The organism is Stenotrophomonas sp. GQ19 (assembly GCF_059758695.1).
The window spans coordinates 126,796-148,808 of sequence record NZ_JCAXES010000010.1; the positions used below are offsets into that span (position 1 = coordinate 126,796).

Below are 22,013 nucleotides of genomic sequence, written 5' to 3' on the forward strand. Positions count from 1 at the left end.
GTTCACGGGCCCGCCAGCGGGCTCGGGCACCCAATGCTGCCCACCATCAGCACATCGCCCTCGCGAGGGTGCTGCGCTTCTTCCATGGTCAGCACGCAGCTGACCAGACTCGGGTAACGCAGCTCCACGACCGGCGCACGTGCGCTCAGTTCCAGGGTGAAGAAGCCATCTTCCTGGCTGACGCTGCGCCCGGCGTGGTTGATCACCTGCACGCCGCGTACGCCGTTGCCATCGGCATCCAGTACCTGGCCCATGACAGTGAAGGTGCGCAGCACGTCCACCGTGGCATGCATGACGCCGCCCTTGTTGAGGTGGTAGCTGAGCGTGGCCGGCTGCAGGGTGGCTGCCGGCGCATGGCGGCCCTCGAAATCGAACTGGATATGGCCGGCCCGATAGGCGGTGGCGGGGACGAAGTTGCGGCCCGGCCGCAGCACGACGCCACCGCCGTGGTTGTCATCGGCGCGGAGTGCGACATCCGGGTAGTCACTGCGCACATCTACGATGACGCCGGTATCCACGCCGCCACTGCGACCCCGGCCGAGCATCGCCGCGTGCCCGGCCCCCAGCACCAGCGTACTGTCGAGGTTGGCAGTGCCACTGAACCTGCCGCTGTCGGCCTCCCGGTACACCTGCACGTCGCCTTCCAGCAACGGGTTCTGCAGATGGGCGCCGGCACCGGCACCGATGCCACCGCGCTCGGCGCTGACCGTGCCGTTCACGCTCTGCACAAGCGCCCCATCCACACGCTGGGTGGCCGTCGCAGTCGCGTAGGTCTCGCGCTGGCCGCCGTCGCCGGTGCGGCTGCCCAGGCTACCGCTGTAGCTGCGGCGATCACTGCCCAACGACACACTGAGGGTCAGATCGATCCCGCGCTGGCGGCGATACTGGGTGTAGCGGCTGCCGGGGCGGTCGTAGGCCGAGATCCGCCAGTTGACGTCGTGCTTGCCGAACAGGGTTTCGCGGCGACCGTACGACACGTCGATGCCGGTGCCGCGGGTGAATCCCGAACTGCGTGCCACGCGCAGGTTGGCGTTGTCGCGATGGCTGAAACGGTGGGTGATGGACACGGCCGAGGTGTCCTGCCAACCGCCCCGGGTCTCCCACTGCGGCGCTGCACCCGCGCCAGGCACGACGCGCTGACGTTGTTCGGCCCAGCTGCGCGCGTGGTTGGCTACCACCGATCCGCTGCGATAGCGATACAGCGCCTGCAGATCGACCCCGCGCCCGGCATCGCGGGAGGTGTAGAAGTTGGTGTAGGTATTCAAGCGATCGCTGGCCTGCCAGTCCATCGACAGCCCCGCGGCGCGGCGCTCGCCGATCTGCTGCACGGTAACGCCGGCCACCGCGCGCGGATGCAGCAGGTAGTTGACTACGGCACCGGCGGCAACCTTGCCTTCCTGGGGTGCGCTTCCGCTGTCAAGCAGCCCGCGCTGCTGGCCGGCGAACGCGCTGTAGCGCCAGCGTCGCGTTGGATCGCGCCAGCGGCTGGGCTTGTGGATGGAGGCGGTTTCGCGTGACACCTCGCGGCCGTCTTCAAGCACGCGCAGTTCCACGTTGTAGATGCCGCCGGGCAGGCGTCGTGTATCGACTTCCTGGATACCCGGGGTGACCGCCTGGGTGGACAGCAGGTTGCCGTCGCGAAGGATCTCCACCACGCCTTCGCGGCTGGCGGTGACATATACCGGGTAGGCGCTGGCGCTGCGGGTGTCGGCCAGCAGCACATCCGATGAACCCAGCATCAGGCCCAGTGCCGTGTCGTTCTGCGTGCCGGGCGCGCGCGGCTGGCGGATGATGCCCTCGAAAGTGGGCAGGAAATAGCCGGCACGCACGAAGTGGTCACCCAGTTCGCGCTGTGCGTACAGCGCGCTCAGGTAGTGCTCGGTGCGATCCGGCTGCGCGTAGTACTGGTAGCTGCCTACCGTGCTCCAGTGGCCGATACTGCCATTCAGTTCGGCGCTGTAGCGTGCACTGGTCGGTTGGTCCTCGCCGGCGTACACGGCCAGGCTGTTGCGCACGATCAGGCCGTGGCTGCCGTGCGCAGGCAATGCAACATGGCGGGCGTCCTGCTGTGTCCCCGCCGGGGTCAGCAGGGTAAGCAATGAGTTGGCCAGGCTGTAGTGCAGCGCGGACAGTCCGCGGCAGTGTGGGCTGCATACGCCCAGCGCCATCGGCTCGGACAGCTGCTCGGCCCAGCGTGCACGTTCGGTCTGTGGCCAGGGGCTGTCATGGCTTTCGCCAAAGCCGATCAGCTGCATGCGGTTGTCTTCATGCAGCAGCACCTCGGCATCGCCGAGGTACTGCCCGTCGAGCTCCACCCGCACGGTCAGCGGGTTGCCGAACAGGTGGTCGCGGAACTCCGCCGGCATGCGCTCGCGCTGTTCCAGAAGGCTGGGCAGCTCACCCAGCGCCAGGCCCGCGGCCTGCGAGGACGCGGCAACGACCACGGCACCGATGGCGACGGTCAATCGAGCCAGGGGCAAGCGTACGCGATGGAGTCTGGGAAACACGGTGTTTACTCCGGCCTCCCTGCCGCATCCGTGGATGCGGCAGGGAGCACCTGCAGGGCTCACGGATCGGCGATATCGCTTTCGAAGATCATGTGGAACTGGCCGCCATAGCTGCCCTGCTTGTAGCCGTCGGCCGGCACCGTGGGGGCGATGGCAAAGGCCAGCGACTTGCCAGCGGCGGCCTGCGCTGCGTTGGCCACGGTGATCTTTGCGGCGGCGGTGTCCGGCACGGCCACGTTGTCCAGCTTCACCACCAGGTCCACGACATCGGCAGCGGAGGCCATCTGCGCCGGGGCCGACAGGTAGGCGGTGATGGCCGCCGGCGACTTGACGTTGATGACGCGACCGGTCAGTTCACCCAGCGTCTGGCGTGCGGTATCCCACGGCAGGTTCTGTGGCAGGCCTTCCCAGCCATCGGGCGTGGACACCTGCAGGCCGGCACTGTTGGGCACGTCGGCCGTTACGTTGACGGTGATCGACTTGGTTTCGGTGGCGGCGTGGCTGAGCGCCGGGGCCAGCAGCGCCGCCGCGGCGGCAGCCAGCGCGTACGTTTTCAGAGACATGGAGTTGCTCCAGGTAGTAGTGAATGGATACGAGATGCCAGGACACGGGCACAGCAACCCCGGCGGGTGCCTGGCGGACCCGGTGGGGCATGAACAGCGGGAGGAACGGAACGATCAGCGGCGCGAATCGATACTGCGCTGGCTGTCGCCCTCCTTCAGGTCGTAGCGGAGGAACTGGCTGTCGGCCCGCTGCAGCGCGTAGGAGCGCCCGGGGCGGACATGGACGATGATGCCGGGTGTGCAGGTGTCCGGGCTGGCACTCTCGCACTGGCGAAGGTTGTCCAGCACCACGGTGGCGTTGCCGTGGTTGTACACGCGGTCATCCTGCACGCGGGTGTCGTAGGTGGCGTGTTCCGGTGCGATGAACAGGATCGTGCCGTATCCGGTGAACATGCGAATGGACGCGCTCAGTTCCGCTGCTTCCCGCGCCTGTTCTTCGCTGAGCGAAAACTCCTCGGCGCTGGGTGCCACCGGGATGAAGCGCAAACGGTAGTAGCGTTCCTGGTCGCGTGCACCGCGATACACCAGGCGCGTGGCCTGTTGGCCGTTGCCGGCAATGATCAGGCGGCTGGGGCTGGCGATGACACCGTGCGCGGCAGGGTCGTTGCGTACCAGCGCCGCACCGTCCACCGGTGTTTCACTGGCCTTTCCGTCCGCATCGAAATGCATCTGGGTCACTTCCACGCGCACGTAGGCGGTTGCGTCACCGGTGTTGCGGATGCGTTTGAGCAGGTTGCTGTGGGTGGGTTCCAGGTAGTCGAACAGCACACCCACATTGATCTGGGGCGTTCGTGCATGGGCTGTGCTGGCGACAATGGCCAGCAGAAGAAAACAGAGGACGCGTTGCATGGCGAGCCCGTGGGGAGGCGAGTGGCTATTTCACAGGAATTTCACGTCACCATCCATGCAACATGTATCAAAAACGCGTAGCGGCGTGCAAATGCAATGATTCCGATAAAAATGGACGTTGCCATGCAACGTGCGGAGTGGCGCGTGCCTCAGGCTGCGTCTCCCGGCCGCCGGGGCCACCGTGTCCTGCCGTGCACGCCCCCAGCCTTCCCCACACAGCGCGCCGTAGAGCCGGGCTCTGCCCGGCTGCGCTTGAACATCCGCAGACAGCAGCCGGGCAGAGCCCGACGCTACGATGACGCACAAAGCAGTGAGGAGCCGGGCATTACCCGGCTCCTTTCTTTGTTACCAGCGCGCGCGCATGCCCAACTGACCCCCAACGTTGCGGTAATCGTAAGCACCCCGCTGCACGCTCATGCCGCCCCAGGCCGACCAGCGCTGGCCCAGCGTCAGCTCCGCACCCGCCTGCACTTCGTAGCGGTCACGCGGCACGTCGGCACCCAGCGTTTCGCCGTTGAATTCCAACGTACTGGCCCGCATGCCGCGCAGCCAGTTCACCGCCATGTACGGCTGCACGATGTTGCCGGCACGCATGTCATGGCCAAACACGCGATTTCATGGCGCAGGCCTTTTCACCGGCCACGCTGGAAGCGATGCGGGCGATCAAGCACGCGCTGGACCCCGATGGCATCCTCAACCCGGGCAAGGTGCTGCCGCCGGTGTGAACCTGCACGGCCGACCCCAGCGCGGCTCCCGCACCTACCCGCTATGGCAGCACCATGTCGCGGCGGCGCGCCTTCATCGGTAGGTCGCTGTCAGCACCGCCTCGCCAATGATCGTCCCGGGTTGCAGGGCATCGGCCGTGCGCCTGTAGCGCGCGGTGAAGGGAACGTCCTGGCTGCCCTTGCTGGACCAGCCGTGCTGCCAACGCTGTCCGAACTGCACCGGGTTGCCTGCGCGCAGCATCTCCAGCCGCACGCCACCTGCGTCGGACCCGCCCGCAGGCGTCAGCAGGCTGCCAGCATTGCCGGCGTCGTTGGCATCGGTCAGCACCATCTCCACATCCACGTTTGCACTCGGGCAGGTCATGGCCACTGCCACCGCCTTTTCCCCTGCCGTACTGCCCGCAGCCGCCAGAAGATCGGCCGACACCGGATCCAGCGATTGCGAACTGTCGGCCAGCGTACAGGTCAGCGTGGGCACGTTCACCTCGAGGCTCACGTGGTGCTGGATGCTCTGCGAAGGATCGTTCTCGTCCCACGAGGTCGCCGTGCCCAGCGATGTCAACGGAATGCTCTCCATGGCCCCACCGCGGAAGAACAGCACGACGGCGAGGTTGACCGAGACCCCTTCAGTTGCGGGCGACACGAAGCCGGGATTGCGATGACGCCTGCCCACGGGCACCGAGTCTTGGCTGCGGCCACCGTTAGAGTCAACTGCGTCCACCAAATGCACGAAGCCGATCAGCGGCGAGCGCGGCCCAAGGCTATACACGCTGTAGGTCCTCCCGGCGTCCGTAATCTCTCGCTCGTACGTCAATCCGCTGAACGGCAGCTCAGTGAGAAACGCATTCTGCCCACTGTCGCACTGATACCCCCCCGTCACAAAGCCGCTGCTGACCACCGTCAATCGCCTGTCCGGCAGATCCAGGTTCGGCATCGTGAGGCTGACGGTGAGGTCCTGGTCGCCGGGAGCAAGCCGGATGCAGCCGGCAGAGGCTAGCGGGGAGAGTGACAACAGCGCCACCACCAGCGCGGCGCCGTTGCGGACGCGCCGCTTGGCACAAGCTGTCGGCTGACGGACACTGGCAGCGCTCATCAGTCGTAGGCCGCCGTCACCGTGATCTCGGTCTGCACCGCGCCGGCGGTCAGCCCCCCCAGCACCGGCAGGTAGTAGCCGGCGCGCAGCGCATAGCTGGCGGTCGCACCGGTGACCGGCACCACGATGCCGCTGTCGCCGCGCTTCAGGTACGTGGTGCCCGTTGCACCGGCCAACAATGCGACCGACACGCCATCGGCGGGACCGGTACTGGCGGTGTTCTTCCAGCGCTCGGCATCGCCATCGGCGGCGGTGCCGTCGAACGACAGCGTGGCCCGGGTGACGCCTACGCAGCCCGCGAAGTTGAGTGCCCCGGCCTTGACCTGGTTGTCGCCCTGGACAAGATCGTTGGCCCTGACCGGATCCAATGTGATCGCAGGCGCTGTCAGCGTGCAGGTGCCGGGCAGTACGCGGCCGTTGATGGTCAGCGTGGCGGTGTCTGCGAATGCCGATGGCGCGCTGGCAATCAATGCGCCCCACACGGCCAGGTGGGCGACGGAACGGATGGGAAGCGAACGGAACATACGGAAACCTCGTGGGTGCGTGGAAGACATCAGCGGTGGGACACATCGGGAGTGGTCATGCCGGTCTGACTGGCGTCAGCAGATGCGGACAACACATCCCTGTCACCGGCTTCCGGCACGGCCAGCGCCGCGCGCAGCCCGGGTGACAGGCGCGGCTGTGGCTGGCATATCGCCTGGGTCCAGGACAGGCCATAGGCGTCGGGTGCTTCGGGGCTGCGATACTCCAGCCGGCAGCGGTGCGGGCCATCGGGGTCGACGATCAGCGTGCCGCTGTCCTGCGCGCCGCGCAGCTGGATGACCCCGCCCTGCCCGACCGCGCCCATGGTGCGCCCGTCGTCGCCCTCCACCCGCGCCGCGAACGGCAGCGGCTGCCCAAGGGCGTCGGTGGCGTCGATGAACAACGTGCGCTCGCGGCGCGCGGTGAACGCCACCCGCACGATGCTGCCCGCGGTGGGCGCCACGCGCTGGGAGGTCTGCAGCAGCTCCACTTCCAGCGGCAGGCCGGACGGGTCCAGGTCGATCTGGTTCCAGCGATAGGGGCTGACATGCGGCAACAACGCGTAGCCATTGCCGGCCACACGGATCGGGTCGCCATAGCCCACTTTCGCCCCTTCGGCGCCCTCGGCCTGGACCAGCACGAAGCCCTCGCCCACCGCGGGACCGAAGTTGATGCCACCCGCGTGCAGCGCCACGCTGCCAGCCGCCCCCAGGTTGAGGCTGCGGTAGCGTTGGGCCTGGCTGTAGCCCGCGTTCAACGCAACGGTGCCGCCCTGGTAAGCAACATAGGTGTCAACGCTGCCCGACTCGGCGGCCGACCGGCTGGCCGTGGCGCTGTAGGTCAGTGCGCGGGATTCGCCCAGCGCACCTGCGACCCCCAGCTGAAGCTTGCCACCCTGGCCGGAATGGCCCACCTGGGTGGTCGCACGTGGCGCACTCGGGCTTCGCCCCAATGGCACGCCGAAGGTGAAGGTGTAGCGGGTGTCCTGGCGACCGTCACCGAGGCGATAACGCATTGCCGACAGGCTGTAGTTGGCGCGGCCCAACGTGCTCTGGAAGCCGAGCTGAAAGTCGTTCTGCCGCTGCGTGCTGTCCCAGTAAGCCACATGGCCGCCGCTGAGGTACACCGAGCTGCGCGCGCCAAGCCGCTGGGTGAAATTGACCTGGTAGCGCTGTCGCGCACGCGTGCTGTAGCCCCACGCATCGTCGTGCGCGCGCGCGGCATCGTTGAGGGTGAGGTAGCCGCGCGTGCTGTAGCGATAGGCGGCAAGACCGACGTTGGTGCCTGTTTGTGCAACGTAGCGCTGAAAGTTCAAGCGGATGCTGTTGCCGGTCACCGCATCGTCTCCGCGCAGACGCGCGCGCGAGTGGGTCACATCGGCACCGAAGGCGCCGATCGCGGTGTTGATGGCTGCACCGGCCAGCACCGACTGGTACGCCTCACCCGCCTGCGCACCGCCGAGCAGAGTCAGGCGGTTGCTGATGCCACGCGCGTAGGTGCCTTCGGCAAACCGCAGGGGCTCCACGTTGCCGCCGGCGTCGCGCAGCACGCCAGCCGTGGCACTGAAGCGGGAAGAGCCGACCCGCAGTGCCTGTGGCACCGCAGAAAAGCTGACCGAGAACCGCTGTTCGCGGCCGTCGGCTTCGGTCACGGTGACAACCAGGTCACCACCGAAGTTGGTCGGGTACAGGTCTTCGATCAGGAACGGACCCGGCGCGACGTTGGCCTCGTGGATGATGTTGCCGTTCTGGTGAATGCGCACCACTGCATTGCCTTCGGCGATGCCGCGTACCGCCGGTGCATAGCCGCGCAGTGAATCGGGCAGCATGCGCTCGTCGGTGGCCATGCGCACGCCGGTGAACGCCACGCTGTCGAACAGTTCGCCACCGGTATTGCCCTGTCCGAGCAGCAGCTGGCTGTTCCAGTCTGGCAGGTCGCGTTGCAGGTGGCTGCTGATCACGTCGTGATGGGTACCGCGCTCGCCTTGGTTCACCGATGCACGATGGCGCAACCGCCACGCGCCCAGGTTGAGGCCGGCACGCAGGCCCAGGTAGCGGTTGTCGCGCCCATCGCTGCGGTGCTGGTTGAAACTGTAGTCAATGAACCCGGCGTTGATGCCGCGGTCGCGCTGCGCCGGGGCGACATACCCGCGCGCATGCTGTGCCTGGGCGGCCTGCGGCACGCTGATATCCAGCTGCAGGCTGCTGCTGTCGAAGGCCACGGTTGCGCCTTCAACCAGTGCCGGCAGATCCATACAGGTGGCGTCCTGCGCTGCCAATGCGTCCAGATAGGCCGGCTTCAACGACAGATGGCCTACCAGCTCGGCGGGCAGACAGGCCGTGGCGATGTGCGGGTCACTGGACGCGACGAAGGAGATGTCGCGTGCCAGCAGAAACTGGCCATTGACGTTCACTTCCACCGCGTAGTCACCGGCGGGCAGTGGATTGCCATTGGCATAGCGTGACATGTCGATGGCGTCGCCACCGAGCAGGAAGCCCTCGCTGAACTCGATGGCCGGCGCGGGCGCTGCCCATGCAGGTGCGGTCAACACCAGTGCAATGGCTGCCGACAGGGTGCGAAGCGGGGCGGAAACAGACAGGTGCATGGCAATGCCCGGCTGAACCCGGACGTCGTGCAATGGGGAGAAGTGGGAGGCTAGGCCTGCGATGCCACCCAGGCCATGCAACTTATTGCAAACGATGGGCGACGCAACTTGTCCTAGCCCAACCGGTTGAACACGTCGAAATGCCTGGTCCGGCCGTGCGACATGCAGAAACGTCGCCTTCGGAATGATTTCAAAGCCATCGTCGCCCAGGGTCTTTTGCAACTTCTTGCATGTCCGCAGTACCGGGTATCGCAGACACTGCCGCCGTTCGCCTCTGGGTGACGCCCTTTCCATCAACACGAGATACCTTCATGAATCCGAAGATCCGCCTGCTTGCACTGTCGCTGCTGGCCGCCGTCGCTGCTCCTGCCTTCGCCGAGAATCTGGAAATCACCGGTGAACTGCTCACCTCCACCTGTGCCGTGCAATCCACCGGCGGCACGATCACCGTGGCGATGGGTCAGGTCGACCTCGCATCGGTGAACGCTGCAACGCGGGCGGGCCAGAAGAATTTCAGCATCAGCCTGGATTGCACCGGTTCGGGCGCCTCGCAGGACGTGGGCGTACGCTTCGGCGGTACGCCGGATGGCAGCACCGGCAATCTGAAATTGACTGCGGCGTCCACCGCGCGCCAGGTCGGCGTCGCGCTGTATGACGCCGCCGGCGTCCAGCAGAAGATCGGTGAGGACCCCACCCAGTGGGTGACCATCGCCGCCAATGGCAGCGGCCAGCTTGACTACTCCGCGTGGTACGCGTCGCCGGGACAGGATGCTACGGCCGGCATCGCCAATGCATCCGGTGACTTCGTGGTGCTTTACCGCTGAGCCGCCCCGGGATGGCTGGCGTCACCGCTGGTCATCCCTTCCATCGAGAGGTGACATATGAAACCCCGTGCATCGACTGGGGCCTTCGCGCTGGCCGTCTTCCTGGCGTCCCTGCCCGCGTCGGCAGCGGTAACCCTGCAGGGCACCCGCATTGTCCATGACGCCCAGAAAGGCCGCGACGTCACGATCAAGGCCAGCAATACCGGCGGGCAACCGGCAATGACCCAGGTCTGGATCGACGATGGTGACAGCCAGGCGCGTCCAGAGAACGTGCGAACCCCCTTCCGGCTGACGCCAGCCGAGCCGCGCCTGCTGAATGCCCACCAGGGCCAGGCCTACCGCATTACGTATGCGCCGCGTCCGTCGGAACCGGCGCTGCCGACCGACCGCGAATCGGTGTTCTATTTCAACCTGCTGGATATCCCACCCAAACCGGCCGATGCCGCGGGCAAGAACCTGCTGCAGTTCGCGGTGCGCACGCGGGTGAAGCTGTTCCACCGGCCTGCGGGTCTGCCAGGAGCAGCGCGTGATGCCGCTGCAGCACTGGTATGGTCCAGTGCAGACAATGCGTTGCAGGTCACCAACCCCACTGCCTACCACGTGACGCTGAGCACGCTGACGCTGGCTGACGGCCGCAAGGTGGACGTGGACATGATCGCCCCGGGCCAGCAGGTGCGCTATGCGCTGCCGACGGGTGCATCGATGCCGAACCAGGTGACGTTCCAGTGGCTGGATGATTACGGCACCCCGCGCGACCAACAGGCCACTGTAGGCGCCCCGTAACACCCCGCATTGCGCGCCCTAGAGCCGGGCTCTGCCCGGCTGCTCAACTCACTCCGCGAAGTGCTGGTACCCGCCGGGGCCGGTTTCGCCTTCGCAGTGCACGCCCTGCCCTTCCACGATGCGGCCGATGCGGGTGAGCGGCAGGCGCAGCGATTCGGCCACGGCATGCAGCGCCTCGCGCTGGTCGGCGGCGGCGGTGAAGCACAGTTCGTAATCGTCGCCGCCGCGCAGGGCACACGCCCGCGCGGCATCGCGGCCAAGCACCGCACGCAGGGCCGGTGACAGCGGCACGGCGTCGGCATCCACCTCAGCACGCACGCCACTGCGCGTGGTGATGTGGCCCAGGTCGGCCAGCAGGCCGTCGGAGATATCCACCGCGGCATGCGCGAAGGCGCGCAGGCGCAGGCCCAGCGTCACCCGCGGGGTGGGCCGCAGCAGGCGCAGGCGCAGTGTTTCGTAGTCGCCCAGCACGGTGGCGGTGGCGATGTTCAACTCGCCGCGCTGCCACAACTGCAGCGCACCGGCGGCATCGCCGAGCGTGCCACTGACCCAGATGTCGTCGCCTACCTGGGCGCGGTCGCGGCGCAGCGCCTGGCCGCGTGCCACCTGCCCCATCGCCGTGACCGACAGCGACAGCGGGCCACGCGTGGTGTCGCCGCCGATCAGCGCAATGGCGTGTTCGTCGGCCAGTGCGAAGAAGCCGTCGGCGAAGGATTCGATCCAGTCCGGGTGCGCGTCGGGCAGCGACAGCGCCAGCGTGCACCAGGCCGGGCGTGCGCCCATGGCGGCCAGGTCGGACAGGTTGACCGCCAGGGTCTTCCAGCCGATGTCGAAGGGCATGGTCTCGGCCGGGAAATGCACGCCGCTGTTGAGCGTATCGGCGGTGACCACCAGCTGTTCGTTCGGTCGCGGCTGCAGCAGCGCGGCGTCATCGCCGATGCCGAGCACCACGTCGTCGCGCTCGGCGGTGCGGGCACGGATGCGGTCGATCAGGGCGAATTCGGCAAGGGACATGGGGCGCTCCCGCGGTTGTACGTGCCGCGCAATGCGCGGTGGGCGGTTGTACGTGCCGCGCTGCGCGCGGTTGTCGGTAGTGCCGGCCGCTGGCCGGCAACCTCAGCATCCCGGCGGTTGCCGGCCAGCGGCCGGCACTACCAGACGGGTCATTACCACCGGCGGGTCATCACCACCGGCGGGTCGTTGCCACCGGCGGGTCATTATCACCGGCGGGTCATTATCACCGGCGGGTCATTACCACCGGCGGGTCATTACCACCGGCGGGTCAGTGACCCGATTCGACCTTGCGCCATTCCACGGCCGCGCGGTCCAGCACGCCGTTGACGTAGGTGTGGCCATGCTCGGAGCCGAAGCGCTTGGCCGACTCGATGGCTTCGTTGATGACCACGCGGTACGGCACGTCCAGGCGGTAGCGCATTTCGAAGGCGGCCACGCGCAGCGCGGCGCGTTCGATGGCGTCCACTTCGTCGATGCTGCGATCCAGGTACGGGGTCAGTGCCTCGTCCAGGTCCTTGCGGTTGTCGAGCACGCCGTGGATCAGCGCTTCAAAATAGGCCAGGTCGGCGATTTCACGCGCCTGCTCGTGCGCGAACTGGGCAATCACGGTCTGCGCATTGCCACCGGAAATCTGCCACGCATAGATCGCCTGCAGGGCACGACGGCGCGCGCGCGAGCGCAGCACGGGGTCGATGCCATCACGGCGGACGGGTTTACCGGAGGGCTTGCCCGGGTTCGACTTGTTCACGGCAACTGCTCCAGAAGATTGACCATTTCCAACGCCGTCAGTGCGGCTTCCTCACCCTTGTTGCCATGGCTGCCGCCGGCACGGGCCTCGGCATCCTCGGCGCGTTCCACGGCGAGCACGCCATTGAGCACCGGCACGCCGAAATCCAGCTGCACGCGCATCAGGCCTTCGGCGCAGCCATCGGCCACGTGTTCGTAGTGGCGGGTGTCGCCGCGGATCACACAGCCCAGGGCGATGATCGCGGCATGTTCATGCGCGGCGGCCAGGCGGGCGGCCACCAGCGGCAGTTCCCATGCGCCGGGCACACGGATCACGTCGATGGCGGCTTCGTCGATGCCGTTGCCGGCCAGGCTCTGCCGCGCGCCAGCGACCAGGACGTCGGTGATGCGGGCATTCCAGCGGCTGGCGAGGATGGCGAAACGGGCCTTTTCCGGAGTACGGAGGTCGCCTTCGTAGTGGCTCATGTTCGGCGTGGGGTCCAAAAGGTTGACTAGTTTAACGCGGGCGGGCCAGTTACGCCGGACAAGGGCCGGCGGCCATGGCCGCGTAGCGCCGGGCTCTGCCCGGCTGGCGTTGCCTGGCCCCGTAGAGCCGGGCTCTGCCCGGCTGGCGTTGCGCGGTGGTTCGTGGGGGTAGCCGGGCAAAGCCCGGCTCTACGGGCGGGCGGTCAGGGGGTGACCGTTTCCACTACTTCCAGCCCGTAGCCGGCCAGGCCGATCTGGCGGCGGGGGGTGCCCAGCACGCGCAGCTTGCCCAGGCCGAGGTCGGACAGGATCTGCGCACCGGCGCCGTTGCGGCGCCACTGGCTCACATCCTTGTCCTTGCCCGGGGTCACCGGGGCCGGCTGTTGGCGCAGGCGGGCCAGCAGGCTGTTGGTGTCGCGCGGGGCCGACAGCACCACCATCACGCCGCGCTCGGCGGCGGCAATGGCGCGCAGGGCGTCGGTGGAGGCCACGCCGAAGTCGTCGCGGCGCCAGTGCAGCAGGTCGGCCAGCGGGTTTTCCACCTGCACCCGGACCAGGGTGGGCTCGGTGTCCGGGGTGCCACGGACCAGGGCGAAATGCAGGTCGTGGGCAATCCGGTCGCGGTAGGTGACCAGCTTGAAGGGGCCGAACTCGGTGTCGATCTCGCGCTCGTCCACGCGTTCGACCGTCTTCTCGGTGGCCAGGCGGTAGGCGATCAGGTCGGCGATCGAGCCCATCTTCAGGCCGTGCTCGCGGGCGAACACCTCCAGCTCCGGGCGGCGCGCCATGCTGCCGTCGGGGTTGAGGATCTCCACCAGCACGCCGGCCGGCTCCAGCCCGGCCAGCATGGCCAGGTCCACGCCCGCTTCGGTGTGACCGGCGCGGGTAAGCACGCCGCCCGGCTGGGCGATCAGCGGGAAGATGTGGCCCGGCTGGTGCAGGTCGGCCGGCTTGGCGTCCGGCTTCACCGCGGTGCGGATGGTGTGGGCGCGGTCGTAGGCCGAGATGCCGGTGGTAACGCCCTCGGCCGCCTCGATGCTGACCGTGAAGTTGGTCTGGAACTGCGCGGTGTTGGCCTGGACCATCGGCGCCAGGCCGAGGTCGGCGGCGCGCTCGCGGGTGAGCGGCAGGCACACCAGGCCACGGCCGTGGGTGACCATGAAGTTGATGTCCGACGGCTTGACCAGCTCGGCGGCCATGATCAGGTCGCCTTCGTTCTCGCGGTCTTCGTCATCGACGATGACCACCATGCGGCCGAGGCGGATGTCTTCCAGGATCTCCGGAATGGGGGCGAAGTTCATGCCGCATCTCCTTGTACGTGCGAACCGGTGGCCGGCACACTGATCAGGCGTTCCACGTAGCGGGCCACCAGGTCGATTTCCAGGTTGACCGCGCTGCCCACGCCGGTGGCGGCGAAAGCGGTATTGGCCACGGTGTGCGGGATCAGCGCGACCTCGAAGCCCTGCGCATCCACCTCGTTGACGGTCAGGCTGACGCCGTCCACGCAGATCGAGCCCTTCTTGGCGATGTAGCGCAGCAGCGCGGGCGGCGCGGCGAAGCGCCAGCGCTGGGCGCGGGCGTCGTCATGGATGGAGAGCACCTGGCCCAGGCCGTCGACATGGCCGCTGACCAGGTGGCCGCCGAGGCGGTCGGTCGGGCGCATGGCGCGTTCGAGGTTGATCACCGCGCCGTCGGCCAGCTGGCCCAGCGTGGTCAGGCCGAGGGTTTCAGTGGACGCGTCGGCCTGGAAGGACGTGGCATCGTGGGCGATGACGGTCAGGCAGACGCCATTGATGGCGATGCTCTCGCCCATCTGCACGTTGTCGAACGGCAGGGTGCCCACGTTGAAGGTAAAGCGGACGTCGCCGCCGAGGGTGTCGCGTGCGGCCAGACGGCCGACGCCTTCGATGATTCCAGTAAACAAGGAACGTTCTCCGCGAAAAGTGAGCGAAAAACGCCGCAAGGCATATAGGTGCACACCGAGCCCAAGGCCCGGTCGCACCGTCTTCTTTCATCCGGACTATACCGTCGGCTCCGGCATTGGACCGGATCTGCTGACCTTCCGGCGGGGCCGGAAGCGCTCGCGGGCTCGTGCTTGCGCACCTACCGCCGGTGGGGAATCGCACCCCGCCCTGAAGACGTTTGTGTACCGGCGAGCCGGCGCGGCCATTGTAACAGGGCAACCTGACTGCTCGCTTTTTGTGAAGTTCTGGTTAAAATCCGCTCGCGCGGCAGTGATCGCCGCTCCTGTCGCCCATTGATGGGTCGGCTGAAATGGACCTCAACACCACCCAAGGAACCTGCATGCGCAAGATTCTCCTGGCGGCCGCCCTGCTGGCCGCCGCCCCGCTTTCCGCCGTTGCGGCCGAAGGCCTGAGCTACACCTACGTGGAAGGTGGCTGGACCCAGCTGCAGCTGGACCGCAATGGCGCCCCCTCCAAGCCGAAGCTGGACGGCGGTTACGTCCGCGGCTCGTTCGCCATCGCCGAGCAGGTGCACGTGTTCGGTGCCTACAGCACGGTGTCCAAGACCAACACCTACGACCTGGGCAGCTATGACGTGCGCGTCAAGCAGGAGCTGAAGCAGCCGGAGATGGGCATCGGCTACCACATGCCGATGAGCGACCGCGTGGACTTCACCACCGACATCGCCTGGCTGCGCATCAACAATGAAGCCAAGTACGAAGCCGACGGCTTCGACACCGAGCGCTTCAAGGAACACACCAACGCTGCCCGCGCCACCCTGGGCGTGCGTGGCAAGCCCTCGCCGCGTACCGAAGCCTGGTTGAAGGCCGGTTACATCGACGGCAGCGACATGGACGGCACCTGGACCGGCACCCTTGGTGGCCAGGTCAACTTCACTCCGACCTGGGGTCTGGTGGGTGAAGTGCAGGCGTACGACGAAGTCACCCAGTATTCGGTGGGCGTGCGCGCGAGTTTCTGATCGGGCTGCAGCGGTTCGCCGCTGCGCCGTGATCGAACGGGTCCCGAAAGGGGCCCGTTTTTTTTGTTTCTTCGCCCATCTGAGCGGAGCGTCTTGTTGCAAGGCCGTTGCAGAGTGGGTACGCCGCGACGCGGATAGCCGGGGGTGCAGGCCGGCTGGCGTCTCCGATCCGGCCGGTCGCGAGCGTGAGGGCCCCGTAGCAGCCGGTAGGCCCCTGGTGCAAATGTCCCCCGGCCGCGTAGCGGCCTCCTCCTTTATTTTGCCCAGGAGCCTACCGGCTGCTACGGGGCTCGGCTTGCGGTGCGCAGGTGGACGCCACGCTTTTCTGACGCTGGGCGGTGGGTCGGGCGCTGGGCCCCCATGCCCTTGGAGGCGAAATAAAGGAGGAGGTGGCGGCCGCAGGCCGACGCCGGGGGACATTCGCCGGAAAGGGCATGGGGGCCCAGTGCCCGACCCGCCGACGGCCGCGCCTGGAAAGCGTCAAAGCACGTTTCTGCCTGCCCCACAGAAGGGCGAAGAACTTTTTTTGGCTCTTCTCCGGCGCGCCATCGATGTAGAGGTGAAATGCGCTAGGCTTCCGCGCCCTGCATTGGACGCTGACCGCCATGAAAAACCGCCACGTACTGGCCGCCACCTCGCTGTTGCTGTGCATGCCGCTGCTGGCCACTGCCGCTGCACCGGCACCGCTGACGCCCGAACAGACCTTCGACCTGTACGCCCGCGTGATGCTGGAAGACGACGCCGCGGCGGCACGCACGCTCAATGACGCGCTGCGCCCTGCCTTCGATGGCCAGGACTCGCTTGAATTCAACAAGGGCGCGTTCGCCGGTGCGCTCGCCGCACCGCTGCAGGGCCTGCTCGCGGCAGCAGGCAGCGACAACGCGCGTATCGAGGCGATGCCTGCCGTGGTCGCGGCCAACCTGGGCAAGACCCGGTGCCGCGCGCAGGGCAGCACCCTGCGCGACAACGACGCCGTGGACGGCGCGAAGGTCGCCACGGTCGACTTCACCTGCCAGGTGACCGTACTGGATAGCCTGCGCCCGCTGTTCGACGCCAGCGTGGCCGACAACACCCCGGCCGGGCTGAAGCGCTTCACCGACGGCTACGTGGCGGCGGTCAGCAGCGGTCCGCGCCGCGAGGTACGCGGCAGCGTGGATCTGTACCCGGCCAAGGACAACGGTTACTGGTACAGCGGCAACCTCGACGCGCTGGTGGCGCCGGTGGTGGAGGCGCTGCTGCCGTTCGATGCGTGGCAGCAGGAAGCTGCCGCAAAGGACGCGCCGACGCTGACCGGCGTGGCCAGCTGCGACCTGTTGTTGCAGCAGCACCGGCAGTGCGTGGCGAAGATCGCGCCGGAGCAGCTCAATGGCGTGGATGCGATGGCCGACGAGTTGCGGGACAAGGCCCAGACCCAATCGGTGGAGGCCATGGTGCAGGAGTGCAAGGCGCTGCGCTCGATTGCCGAAATGATGTGGACCGACGCCTGCCGTTGAGATGAAAGCCGGCCCTGATCCCCGGATCAGGGCCGCAGCAGCAGCCGCAGGTCGTCGCCCACCTGGCGCTGGTCCACCACGCGCATCCGACGCTGCTGCTCCATCGCATGGATGCCCAGCCCGGACAGCAGCGGCAAGCCGTGTTCGCCCAGCAACGTGGGCGCCTGGTAGAGCAGCAGCTCATCCACCCAGCCGCCGGCCAGCAATGCGCCGGCCAGCGTCGCACCGGCTTCGGTGTGCACTTCGTTGATCTCGCGCGCGGCCAACAGCGCCAGCACCGCGCCCAGGTCGAGGCGACCCTCGCGGCTGGCCACGCTGGCAAAGTCCGCATCGGCCGCGTCCGGCGCACTCACTGCCGCCTCGTGCAGGTACAGCGCGCGACCATTTCCTTCGCGCACGCGCGCGCATTCCAGCGAGCGCAGGCGTGAATCGAGTATCACGCGCAGTGGCGGCAGCACCTCGGTGTCGGGCAGGCGCACGGTCAGCATCGGGTCGTCGGCCAGCACGGTGTCCGCGCCGGTCAGGATGGCACCCGCACGCGCGCGCCAGTGCTGCACGTCCTCGCGCGCGGCCGCGCCGGTGATCCACTTTGATGTGCCGTCGGCCATCGCGGTGCGGCCATCCAGGCTGGCGGCCAGCTTCACCCGCAGCCACGGCCGGCCGCGCTCGATGCGCGACAGGAACCCGCGGTTGAGGTCGCGCGCCTGCGCGGCCATGAGGCCTTCGGCAACCTCGATCCCCGCTTCCCGCAGCAGCACGAAGCCGCCGCCATCGACCTTCGGGAAGGGATCGCGCATCGCCGCCACCACGCGGGTGATGCCCGCCTCGATCAAGGCCAACGCGCAAGGCGGGGTGCGGCCGTGGTGCGCGCAGGGTTCCAGGGTGACGTAGGCAGTGGCACCCCGCGCGCGGTCGCCGGCCTCGCGCAGTGCAAAGACTTCGGCGTGCGGGCCACCGGTGCGCTGGTGCCAACCCTGCCCTACCACCTCGCTGCCGTGGGCGATCACACAGCCCACCATGGGATTGGGCCGCGCGGTGTAAGCCGCCCGTTCGGCCAGACGCAGCGCCTGGGCCATGTGCAGGTGGTCGAGCGCGGAAAATTCAGTCATGGCAATGATCAGTCGGCGGCAGGCGTGCAGCGCCGATGGTAGCCCAGCCGGGGGCGCCGCGAGGCGACCGGCATCAGCCCTTCTTTTTCTTTTCCAGCGGAATCACACCGCCCAGCAGCTGCAGTTGCTCGGTGCTGGCCGGCAGGTCGCGTTCGAGTTTTTCGATTTCCTCGCGGAAATCGGCCACGTCGCCGAAGCTGCGGTACACCGAGGCGAAACGCACATAGCCCACATGGTCGAGCTTGCGCAGTTCATTCATGACGAACTCGCCGATCTTGATCGACGGGATTTCGCGTTCGCCGCAGACACGTGCCTGCTGCATCACCGCACGCACCGCCAGTTCGATTTCGTCTTCGGGCACCGGGCGCTTCTGCAGCGCGCGATCGAAGCCACTGCGCACCTTGCGCGCGTCGAAGGCTTCGCGGCTGCCGTCGCTCTTGACGATGGCCGGCAGTTTCAACTCGATGGTTTCCAGGGTGCTGAAGCGTTCGTTGCAGGCCTCGCACTCACGCCGACGCCGGATCGTCGCCCCGTCTTCAGAGACGCGCGAGTCGATCACACGGGTATCGGCATGCTGGCAGAACGGACAGTACATGGAACGCCTTGCATCAGGAAAACGTCATGCCGTGGTCACGGCAGCGTCGCAACGGTACCTGAGAAGGACAGCCCGCACAAATATCAGGTGCGCAGGGTCATCGTCCCGGCCCCCTCCCGCCACCGCAGCCAGGCCAGGTGCGCCGCGCAACCGGCCAGCGGCGTGCCGGCCCACAGGTAACGCCCGTACTGGCTGGACTCCAGGCCGCTGCCGAACCGCAGCATGGCCCACCACGTCACGGCCTGCACCAGCAGCGCGGCCAGCAGGAACCACCAGGCCCGGGCGCTGCCTTGCCGCAGCGGCCGGCGCCGCACCAACCAGTCCCAGCCCAGCCGCGCCATCGCCGCAGCGCCCGCCAGCACTGTGCCGTACCACGCCAGGAAGCCCCGCCGCAGTCCGACCAGCGAAACACCGCCTTCAAAGGCGGCCAACGGCACGATCGTCACGAAGCACGACAACGAGACGAGCATCAAGGGCAGACCTACTGCCAGCAGATGGACGGCGAAACCGATCTGATACCGGGAAGGCGAGGGAATCAACTGCGGAGGGACGGGATACGTCACGTGTTCTGCCTCGAAACAGCCGCACGTCACGGCAACGGGCCACGCTAGAGGCAACCGCCCCGACCGAATATGCAATTAATCCGAAAAATCGTGGCTGCCTGACCAGGCGGGCCAGCCTGCCGCGGGCTGCTCGAGCGCGCAGGTCAGTCCGCGTGCGGTACGCGGGCGATCACGCCACGACCGCATGGCGTCCCTGCACCAGGCGGTCAGCCGTGCAGACCCGCCCGGCGCAGGCGACGTCGCTGCACCAGCAGCAGTGCCGCGGGGAAGAGCACCGGGGGTCCCGCCAACAGGAGCAGCACGGGGGTGTGGCCGGGCATCCGGTCTGCCATCGCCATGCCCACCAGTGCCAGTGCGGCAGCCATTCCCGCCCCCAACAGATACCACCAGGCAGGATGCAGCCAGCGCAGGCCCTCCTGCCCGGCCAGCAGCCATGCCGCGCTGAGGCGCACCCAGGCCAGCAGGCCGAGCAGGCCAGCCAGGCCCCACCCGACCAGTACCGGCGGCGGCGGCAAGCCGGCATGCGTCGGCTCGGTCAGCCCGACCCACACCCCCAGCCCCGCCCCGGTCACGCCCAGCACCAGGCCGGGCAACCCGAACAGGGCTGCCACGGCCAGGTAGAAACGGCGCTGATCGAACAGATCGATCAACCGTAGACCGGGTACTTCGCGCACTGGGCGCTCACCGCATCACGCACGCGGGCGATCACGGCCTCGTCAGCCGGGGCGTCGAGCACGTCGGCGATCCAGTTGGCCAGGTCCACGCAGTCCTGCTCCAGGTAGCCACGGGTGGTGACGGCCGGGGTACCCAGGCGCAGGCCGGAGGTCACGAACGGCGAACGCGGGTCGTTGGGCACCGAGTTCTTGTTGACGGTGATGTGGGCCTTGCCGAGGGCGGCTTCGGCATCCTTGCCCGACACATCCTTGCCGATCATGTCGACCAGCATCAGGTGGTTCTGGGTACCGCCGGAGACGATCTTGTAGCCGCGCGCGATGAGCGTGTTGGCCATCGCCTGGGCGTTCTTGACCACCTGCTGCTGGTAGGTCTTGAAGGCCGGTTCCAGCGCTTCCTTGAAGGCCACGGCCTTGCCGGCGATGACGTGCATCAGCGGACCGCCCTGGATGCCCGGGAACACGATCGACTGCAGCTTCTTGACCAGGTCTTCGTCAGCGCCCTTGGCGATGATGATGCCGCCGCGCGGGCCGCGCAGGGTCTTGTGGGTGGTCGAGGTGACCACGTGGGCGTGCGGCAGCGGGCTTGGGTAGACGCCTGCGGCGACCAGGCCGGCCACGTGCGCCATGTCCACGAACAGGTAGGCTCCGACCTTGTCGGCGATGGCGCGGAAGCGCGCCCAGTCCACCACCTGCGAGTACGCCGAGAAACCGGCAACGACCATCTTCGGCGTGTGCTCGACGGCCAGGCGTTCCACTTCGTCGTAGTCGATCAGGCCGGCTTCGTCCACGCCGTACTGCACCGCATTGAAGAGCTTGCCCGACGCATTGACCTTGGCGCCGTGGGTCAGGTGGCCGCCATGGGCCAGGCTCATGCCCAGGATGGTGTCGCCCGGCTGCAGCAGCGCGAAGTACACCGCCTGGTTGGCCTGCGAACCGCTGTGCGGCTGCACGTTGGCGTAGTCGGCATCGAACAGCTGCTTGAGGCGGTCGATGGCCAGCTGTTCGGCGATGTCCACATACTCGCAGCCACCGTAGTAGCGCTTGCCCGGGTAGCCTTCGGCGTACTTGTTGGTCAGCTGGCTGCCCTGGGCTTCCATCACCGCCGGACTGGTGTAGTTCTCGCTGGCGATCAGCTCGACGTGGTCTTCCTGGCGCTGGGTTTCGGCGGCGATGGCCTTGGCCAGTTCGGGATCGTAGGTTTCGATGCGGACGTCACGCGGGAACATCGGTTACTCCAGGCAGGCAGAGGGGGTACAGCGCGAGCTCTGGATTGTAGTCCCCGCGGCGCGGGGTGACCAATCCGGGCGCACGGCCCCCGGAACGCGGAACGGCGCCCCGAAGGGCGCCGTCCAGGCCGGGCAGCGTGCCTGCCGCCGGGCTTACCGGTTGTTGATCACGTAGTCGGCAATGATGCCGGTGGCGATGGCGACCAGCAGCAGGTTGCCGCGGTCGTCGCGGATCCAGTGGTGGTCACGCGGCGGGCGGCGCACCGAGTAGCGGCTGTAATCGTTGACCACGTACACCGGGCCGCCGTAGTACTCGCGGTAACGGTGGCCGCGCGCCCAGCCATAGGAGCCGTAGCCCGGGGCCGGGCGATAGACCACGCGCGGCGGCGGTGCCGGGCGGTAATAGCCGCGGTTGTCGTAGTAGCGACGGTCATGGTGGGCCTCGCGGCGGCGGTCGTCGCGCCAGTCGCGGCGATCATGCCGGTCGTGGCGATCGTGGCGGCGGTCGTGGCGGTCATCATGGCGGTCGTGCCCACGGCCGCGGTGGTCGTTGTCGGCGAAGGCCGGTGCCACCGTGCCAAGGGCCAGCAGCGAGGCGACGGCCCCGACCACAAATCGATTCATGCGCATGATTGGCCTCGCTTGGTGGATTGATGGCTCCATCATGCTGACGGCATCTGAACGGTTTCCGGCTGGAAACGGTTTCCATTTCA

General features: G+C 67.6%; 21 protein-coding genes, 2 pseudogenes and 1 riboswitch. Of the genes and pseudogenes, 5 read left to right on the forward strand and 18 right to left on the reverse strand.

The features are described from left to right. Window positions 1-2: 2 nt before the first annotated feature. The 4 genes and pseudogenes from AC6CHL_RS17435 to AC6CHL_RS17450 form a co-directional block, all read right to left on the reverse strand. Complete coding sequence (locus AC6CHL_RS17435) at window positions 3-2,465, reverse strand: TcfC E-set like domain-containing protein (protein WP_498295528.1); 2,463 nt, start codon at window positions 2,463-2,465, stop codon at window positions 3-5. 101 nt (window positions 2,466-2,566) lie between these two features. Further along, a complete protein-coding gene (locus AC6CHL_RS17440) occupies window positions 2,567-3,070 on the reverse strand; it encodes a CS1 type fimbrial major subunit (RefSeq protein WP_498295530.1) in 504 nt (167 codons plus the stop codon). Between the two features lie 114 nt (window positions 3,071-3,184). Further along, on the reverse strand, window positions 3,185-3,919 hold the full coding sequence (locus tag AC6CHL_RS17445) for a fimbrial biogenesis chaperone (RefSeq protein WP_353099486.1): 735 nt from the start codon (window positions 3,917-3,919) through the stop codon (window positions 3,185-3,187). 345 nt (window positions 3,920-4,264) lie between these two features. Continuing rightward, window positions 4,265-4,531: pseudogene (locus AC6CHL_RS17450) on the reverse strand (autotransporter outer membrane beta-barrel domain-containing protein); the annotation flags it as partial. Here AC6CHL_RS17450 and AC6CHL_RS17455 point away from each other — a divergent pair. Next, a pseudogene (locus tag AC6CHL_RS17455) lies at window positions 4,528-4,644 on the forward strand (FAD-linked oxidase C-terminal domain-containing protein); the annotation flags it as partial. The pseudogenes AC6CHL_RS17450 and AC6CHL_RS17455 overlap by 4 nt on opposite strands. 73 nt (window positions 4,645-4,717) lie before the next feature. Here AC6CHL_RS17455 and AC6CHL_RS17460 read toward each other — a convergent pair. The 3 genes from AC6CHL_RS17460 to AC6CHL_RS17470 are packed head-to-tail and all read right to left on the reverse strand — an operon-like array spanning window position 4,718 to window position 8,864. Then, a complete protein-coding gene (locus AC6CHL_RS17460) occupies window positions 4,718-5,737 on the reverse strand; it encodes a fimbrial protein (protein ID WP_498295531.1) in 1,020 nt (339 codons plus the stop codon). Next, on the reverse strand, window positions 5,737-6,261 hold the full coding sequence (locus tag AC6CHL_RS17465; RefSeq protein ID WP_498295532.1) for a fimbrial protein: 525 nt from the start codon (window positions 6,259-6,261) through the stop codon (window positions 5,737-5,739). The genes AC6CHL_RS17460 and AC6CHL_RS17465 overlap by 1 nt, the downstream gene beginning before the upstream one ends. A gap of 29 nt (window positions 6,262-6,290) precedes the next feature. Then, a complete protein-coding gene (locus tag AC6CHL_RS17470) occupies window positions 6,291-8,864 on the reverse strand; it encodes a fimbria/pilus outer membrane usher protein (RefSeq protein ID WP_498295533.1) in 2,574 nt (857 codons plus the stop codon). Between the two features lie 311 nt (window positions 8,865-9,175). On the opposite strand from AC6CHL_RS17470, the gene AC6CHL_RS17475 reads away from it, so the two are divergent. After that, window positions 9,176-9,688 (forward strand): fimbrial protein, encoded by a 513-nt coding sequence (locus AC6CHL_RS17475; RefSeq protein WP_038690518.1) that lies wholly within the window; start codon window positions 9,176-9,178, stop codon window positions 9,686-9,688. 57 nt (window positions 9,689-9,745) lie between these two features. After that, window positions 9,746-10,471 (forward strand): fimbrial biogenesis chaperone, encoded by a 726-nt coding sequence (locus AC6CHL_RS17480; protein ID WP_253079127.1) that lies wholly within the window; start codon window positions 9,746-9,748, stop codon window positions 10,469-10,471. Window positions 10,472-10,519: 48 nt separating this feature from the next. On the opposite strand, the gene thiL is transcribed toward AC6CHL_RS17480, so the two are convergent. The 5 genes from thiL to AC6CHL_RS17505 all read right to left on the reverse strand — a co-directional run bounded on the left by thiL (window position 10,520) and on the right by AC6CHL_RS17505 (window position 14,621). Then, complete coding sequence (gene thiL / locus AC6CHL_RS17485; RefSeq protein ID WP_038690520.1) at window positions 10,520-11,485, reverse strand: thiamine-phosphate kinase; 966 nt, start codon at window positions 11,483-11,485, stop codon at window positions 10,520-10,522. Between the two features lie 268 nt (window positions 11,486-11,753). Next, entirely contained in the window at window positions 11,754-12,233 is a 480-nt protein-coding gene (gene nusB / locus AC6CHL_RS17490; RefSeq protein WP_038690521.1) for a transcription antitermination factor NusB, read from the reverse strand. Next, window positions 12,230-12,697 (reverse strand): 6,7-dimethyl-8-ribityllumazine synthase, encoded by a 468-nt coding sequence (gene ribH / locus AC6CHL_RS17495; protein ID WP_038690522.1) that lies wholly within the window; start codon window positions 12,695-12,697, stop codon window positions 12,230-12,232. The genes nusB and ribH overlap by 4 nt, the downstream gene beginning before the upstream one ends. 203 nt (window positions 12,698-12,900) lie before the next feature. Beyond that, entirely contained in the window at window positions 12,901-13,998 is a 1,098-nt protein-coding gene (ribB, locus tag AC6CHL_RS17500) for a 3,4-dihydroxy-2-butanone-4-phosphate synthase (protein ID WP_038690524.1), read from the reverse strand. Continuing rightward, window positions 13,995-14,621, reverse strand: a complete 627-nt coding sequence (locus AC6CHL_RS17505; protein WP_447591885.1) for a riboflavin synthase — start codon at window positions 14,619-14,621, stop codon at window positions 13,995-13,997. The genes ribB and AC6CHL_RS17505 overlap by 4 nt, the downstream gene beginning before the upstream one ends. Window positions 14,622-14,696: 75 nt before the next feature. After that, window positions 14,697-14,841: riboswitch (FMN riboswitch) on the reverse strand. 160 nt (window positions 14,842-15,001) lie between these two features. On the opposite strand from AC6CHL_RS17505, the gene AC6CHL_RS17510 reads away from it, so the two are divergent. Both AC6CHL_RS17510 and AC6CHL_RS17515 read left to right on the forward strand, forming a co-directional pair. Next, the gene (locus tag AC6CHL_RS17510; RefSeq protein WP_498295537.1) at window positions 15,002-15,640 is read left to right on the forward strand and encodes an outer membrane beta-barrel protein; all 639 of its coding nucleotides are present in this window, start codon (window positions 15,002-15,004) and stop codon (window positions 15,638-15,640) included. A 605-nt stretch (window positions 15,641-16,245) separates the two neighbouring features. After that, on the forward strand, window positions 16,246-17,133 hold the full coding sequence (locus AC6CHL_RS17515; protein ID WP_498295538.1) for a hypothetical protein: 888 nt from the start codon (window positions 16,246-16,248) through the stop codon (window positions 17,131-17,133). Between the two features lie 26 nt (window positions 17,134-17,159). Here AC6CHL_RS17515 and ribD read toward each other — a convergent pair whose 3' ends face one another. The 6 genes from ribD to AC6CHL_RS17545 all read right to left on the reverse strand — a co-directional run bounded on the left by ribD (window position 17,160) and on the right by AC6CHL_RS17545 (window position 21,930). Continuing rightward, a complete protein-coding gene (gene ribD, locus AC6CHL_RS17520) occupies window positions 17,160-18,242 on the reverse strand; it encodes a bifunctional diaminohydroxyphosphoribosylaminopyrimidine deaminase/5-amino-6-(5-phosphoribosylamino)uracil reductase RibD (protein WP_463600353.1) in 1,083 nt (360 codons plus the stop codon). A gap of 73 nt (window positions 18,243-18,315) precedes the next feature. After that, complete coding sequence (gene nrdR / locus AC6CHL_RS17525; protein ID WP_038690528.1) at window positions 18,316-18,837, reverse strand: transcriptional regulator NrdR; 522 nt, start codon at window positions 18,835-18,837, stop codon at window positions 18,316-18,318. 83 nt (window positions 18,838-18,920) lie between these two features. Further along, the gene (locus AC6CHL_RS17530) at window positions 18,921-19,400 is read right to left on the reverse strand and encodes a hypothetical protein (RefSeq protein ID WP_185753374.1); all 480 of its coding nucleotides are present in this window, start codon (window positions 19,398-19,400) and stop codon (window positions 18,921-18,923) included. Between the two features lie 206 nt (window positions 19,401-19,606). Beyond that, a complete protein-coding gene (locus tag AC6CHL_RS17535) occupies window positions 19,607-20,050 on the reverse strand; it encodes a hypothetical protein (RefSeq protein WP_463600352.1) in 444 nt (147 codons plus the stop codon). Then, on the reverse strand, window positions 20,047-21,300 hold the full coding sequence (gene glyA, locus AC6CHL_RS17540) for a serine hydroxymethyltransferase (protein WP_447591873.1): 1,254 nt from the start codon (window positions 21,298-21,300) through the stop codon (window positions 20,047-20,049). The genes AC6CHL_RS17535 and glyA overlap by 4 nt, the downstream gene beginning before the upstream one ends. Window positions 21,301-21,453: 153 nt before the next feature. After that, the gene (locus AC6CHL_RS17545; RefSeq protein WP_038690532.1) at window positions 21,454-21,930 is read right to left on the reverse strand and encodes an RcnB family protein; all 477 of its coding nucleotides are present in this window, start codon (window positions 21,928-21,930) and stop codon (window positions 21,454-21,456) included. Window positions 21,931-22,013: the final 83 nt, after the last annotated feature.

Excerpts from the sequence above, each read along its gene's own strand:
- AC6CHL_RS17515 (WP_498295538.1), top strand. The coding sequence starts at position 16,246 with ATGAAAAACCGCCACGTACTGGCCGCCACCTCGCTGTTGCTGTGCATG.
- AC6CHL_RS17510 (WP_498295537.1), top strand. The coding sequence starts at position 15,002 with ATGCGCAAGATTCTCCTGGCGGCCGCCCTGCTGGCCGCCGCCCCGCTT.
- AC6CHL_RS17460 (WP_498295531.1), bottom strand. The coding sequence starts at position 5,737 with ATGAGCGCTGCCAGTGTCCGTCAGCCGACAGCTTGTGCCAAGCGGCGC.
- AC6CHL_RS17440 (WP_498295530.1), bottom strand. The coding sequence starts at position 3,070 with ATGTCTCTGAAAACGTACGCGCTGGCTGCCGCCGCGGCGGCGCTGCTG.
- thiL (WP_038690520.1), bottom strand. The coding sequence starts at position 11,485 with ATGTCCCTTGCCGAATTCGCCCTGATCGACCGCATCCGTGCCCGCACC.
- glyA (WP_447591873.1), bottom strand. The coding sequence starts at position 21,300 with ATGTTCCCGCGTGACGTCCGCATCGAAACCTACGATCCCGAACTGGCC.
- AC6CHL_RS17465 (WP_498295532.1), bottom strand. The coding sequence starts at position 6,261 with ATGTTCCGTTCGCTTCCCATCCGTTCCGTCGCCCACCTGGCCGTGTGG.
- AC6CHL_RS17545 (WP_038690532.1), bottom strand. The coding sequence starts at position 21,930 with ATGCGCATGAATCGATTTGTGGTCGGGGCCGTCGCCTCGCTGCTGGCC.
- ribB (WP_038690524.1), bottom strand. The coding sequence starts at position 13,998 with ATGAACTTCGCCCCCATTCCGGAGATCCTGGAAGACATCCGCCTCGGC.
- AC6CHL_RS17480 (WP_253079127.1), top strand. The coding sequence starts at position 9,746 with ATGAAACCCCGTGCATCGACTGGGGCCTTCGCGCTGGCCGTCTTCCTG.
- AC6CHL_RS17475 (WP_038690518.1), top strand. The coding sequence starts at position 9,176 with ATGAATCCGAAGATCCGCCTGCTTGCACTGTCGCTGCTGGCCGCCGTC.
- ribH (WP_038690522.1), bottom strand. The coding sequence starts at position 12,697 with ATGAGCCACTACGAAGGCGACCTCCGTACTCCGGAAAAGGCCCGTTTC.
- AC6CHL_RS17470 (WP_498295533.1), bottom strand. The coding sequence starts at position 8,864 with ATGCACCTGTCTGTTTCCGCCCCGCTTCGCACCCTGTCGGCAGCCATT.
- ribD (WP_463600353.1), bottom strand. The coding sequence starts at position 18,242 with ATGACTGAATTTTCCGCGCTCGACCACCTGCACATGGCCCAGGCGCTG.
- nrdR (WP_038690528.1), bottom strand. The coding sequence starts at position 18,837 with ATGTACTGTCCGTTCTGCCAGCATGCCGATACCCGTGTGATCGACTCG.
- AC6CHL_RS17445 (WP_353099486.1), bottom strand. The coding sequence starts at position 3,919 with ATGCAACGCGTCCTCTGTTTTCTTCTGCTGGCCATTGTCGCCAGCACA.